This is a genomic window from Bacillus sp. JJ1764, assembly GCF_036962145.1.
In the GTDB taxonomy this organism is placed as follows: domain Bacteria; phylum Bacillota; class Bacilli; order Bacillales; family Cytobacillaceae; genus Neobacillus.
Genome location: NZ_JBALNY010000083.1, coordinates 1 through 3119, shown reverse-complemented (window position 1 = coordinate 3119; position 3119 = coordinate 1). Strand labels below are relative to the sequence as shown.

2 protein-coding genes are annotated in these 3119 nt (G+C 42.2%); one reads left to right on the top strand and one right to left on the bottom strand.

All coding sequences use genetic code 11. The annotated features are described in order from the left end of the window. Positions 1-1798, top strand: a 1798-nt coding sequence (locus V7083_RS12930) for an SbcC/MukB-like Walker B domain-containing protein (protein ID WP_335478327.1), incomplete at its 5' end; no start/stop codon positions are given. 21 nt (positions 1799-1819) lie between these two features. Here V7083_RS12930 and V7083_RS12925 read toward each other — a convergent pair. Continuing rightward, positions 1820-3119, bottom strand: a 1300-nt coding sequence (locus V7083_RS12925; protein ID WP_335478325.1) for an FAD-binding dehydrogenase, incomplete at its 5' end; no start/stop codon positions are given.

Here is a 3119-nt window from a genome sequence, read left to right as displayed (position 1 = left end):
AGAAAATAAGGCAAAGATAGAAAAACTGCAAACAGAATATGACCTTCTCATGAAATATGAAACCATCATGGAAAAGCATCAAAAAGCGGAGCAACAATTAGTGTTGGCTTTATCACGTTATGAAAATAGCCTAGCAAAATGGACAGATGCCAAGGCGCTTGTTGAAGAGCTGGAGAAAAAGTGGAGACATGGCCAAGCTGTTTTATTAGCAGCATCACTAACATCTGGGGAGCCATGCCCAGTCTGTGGTTCTGAACATCATCCTTCACCGACGCTGTCTCAAAATGGGGAAATTCCCAATGAAGAAGATTTGAAGGCATCGAAAGAGCAGGTCCAAAAATGGGAACAAGAAAAATCCAAAGATGAGTCCTCCTATTTTCAAAGTAAAGCTGATGAAAAAGCGAAGTTGGACGCTCTAAGTGAATCATTCATTGAAATAAAAACAATCCGTCCTGATTTTTCTAAGGACCAATTGTTTCTTTTAAAAGCTGAGACGCTGTCGGCAAAGGATGGTTTGTTGGACAAACAAGCAGAATTAAAAGAACAAATGGAGCTAGTTGACCAGGTTATAGTTCAAATAGAAAAGTATGAATCTGAAAAAATGAATCTACAGAATCAAATTCAGGATGTTATAGAAAAAATAACAGAATTAACGATACAGGTTACTGAAAAAGGAACTAACCTAAACAGAATGATGAAGATGATTCCAGAGAATCTTCGCACTGAATCAGAATATGAAAGGGAGCTAACTGCTGCACAAAATCTCCAGCAAAATTTAGTAAAGCGACTTGAAGATTCACAAAAGAAAGTGAATGATGTCAAGGAAAAGCTGGCAGCCGTGGTTGCCCGTCTGCAGGATGCAGAGGCATTTCTCTTAACCAAACAACAGGAACTAGCAACTGAAAGAGAAACGTTTAAAAATAAATTGGCAGAACAAGGATTTGAAAACTATACTGAATATCACGCTGGAAAGCTTACCGAATCGGATATTAAGGAACTAGAGTCTCAAATTCGAAACTATCGGGAGGAGTTACGGTCTGTTTCCGATCGTTTGACAGAATTAACAGAACGTTTAGCGAATATACCAACACCTGATATTGCCAGTTTAAAACTGGAATTAGAGAACATTACTAACGAAATTCACACATTATCACAAGAACGAACAGATCTTGTCATTAAAAAGAAGAATAATGAGGAGGTTCAACAGCAAATTGAACGTTTAAATGAAGTAGTGAAAGAGCTGGAAGAACGTTATAGCTTGATCGGTCACCTCTATAGGATTGCCAAAGGAGATAATAGCTTTAAAGTTACCTTTGAACGTTTTGTCCTCGCAGCATTTTTGGATGATATATTAAGAGAAGCAAATGGCAGACTAAGAAAAATGACATCCGGTCGTTTTCAATTGCGTAGAAAAACGGATCGTTCCAAAGGAAATGCTCAAAGCGGATTGGAATTGCTGGTTTATGATCAATATACGGGTCAGGAACGACATGTTAAAACCTTATCAGGTGGGGAAAGCTTTAAGGCCTCCCTTTCGCTGGCATTGGGATTGGCAGATGTTGTTCAACAATATGCAGGCGGGGTATCATTGGAAACAATGTTTATAGATGAAGGTTTTGGAACCTTGGACCCTGAATCATTAGATCAGGCGATTGAGTCGTTGATGGATATCCAAAACAGTGGCCGTTTGGTTGGCATCATCTCCCACGTTCCGGAGTTAAAAGAGCGGATTGATGCAAGATTAGAAGTGATTTCCGGTCAAACTGGCAGTAGAACAGAATTTGTCTTTACTAATTAAAAAGGGTGCTCAGAGCACCCTTTATTTTAGTTCTTTAGCCAAAAAACGACCCGCTTGTCTTCCTGTAAAAAGACAGCCGCCGACAAAGGTTCCTTCAAGTGATCTGTATCCGTGTATTCCTCCACCGCCGAACCCAGAAACTTCCCCAGCAGCATACAATCCCGGAACAGGATTTCCGGAAGCATTTAGGACTCTTCCAGATAGATCAGTTTGGAGGCCGCCAAGGGTTTTTCGTGAGATAATATTAAGCCGTACTGCAATTAATGGACCCGCTTTTGGATCAAGAATTTTATGTGGAGGTGCCACACGGATCAATTTATCGCCGAGATATTTTCTCGCTCCGTGAATGGCAGTAATCTGGAGGTCCTTAGCAAATGGATTATCGATTTCCCTGTCTCTGGAGTGGATTTGTCGTTTTATTTCTTCCAGTTGCAGCAAGTCATTTCCCACAAGGTTATTCATTCCGGAGACAAGTTCAGGGAGTGTATCAGCGATGATAAAATCTTCACCTTTTTCCATAAAGGCCTTTACCGGAGCAGTCGGTCCGGGAAGGACACGACTTAATACTTTTTTGATACTTTTTTCCGTTAAGTCTGGATTTTGTTCGGAGCCGGATAGTGCAAATTCCTTTTCTATAATTTTCTGGTTCAGAATAAACCAAGAATAATCATAGCCTGATTTCATGATCGTTTCCAAAGTACCTAATGTGTCAAATCCAGGAAAGTTAGGGGTTGGAAAGCGCTTTCCTTTGGCATCCAGCCAAATAGAAGAAGGGCCTGGAAGGATGCGTATCCCGTGCCTTGGCCAAATCGGGTTCCAGTTTTTAATTCCCTCTGTATAATGCCACATACGATCCCGGTTGACAATCCGTCCTCCTGCTTTTTCGGTAATGGACAGCATTCTGCCATCTACATGTGCAGGCACTCCGGAGATCATATTTTTGGGGGGATTGCCTAGTCGTGCAGGCCAATTTTCTCGAATTAATTCGTGATTCCCGCCAATTCCGCCACTTGTCACAATGACGGCTTGGGAGTGAAACTCAAAATCTCCGATTATTTCACGTGAACTGGATTCACCACGGGCAGCATCGCTTGGGACAAGGAGATCACCCCGAGCCCCAATGACAGTACCATTTTCAGTAATTAATTCTTTAACGCGATGACGCGGTCGATAATCAATCAGGCCACTGGCCATTCCCTTGCGGACTCGTTCCTCAAAAGGTTTGACTAGCCCCGGACCGGTGCCCCAGACGATATGAAATCTTGGAACTGAGTTCCCGTGACCTTCGGCAAGATAGCCGCCGCGTTCAGCCCAGCCCACA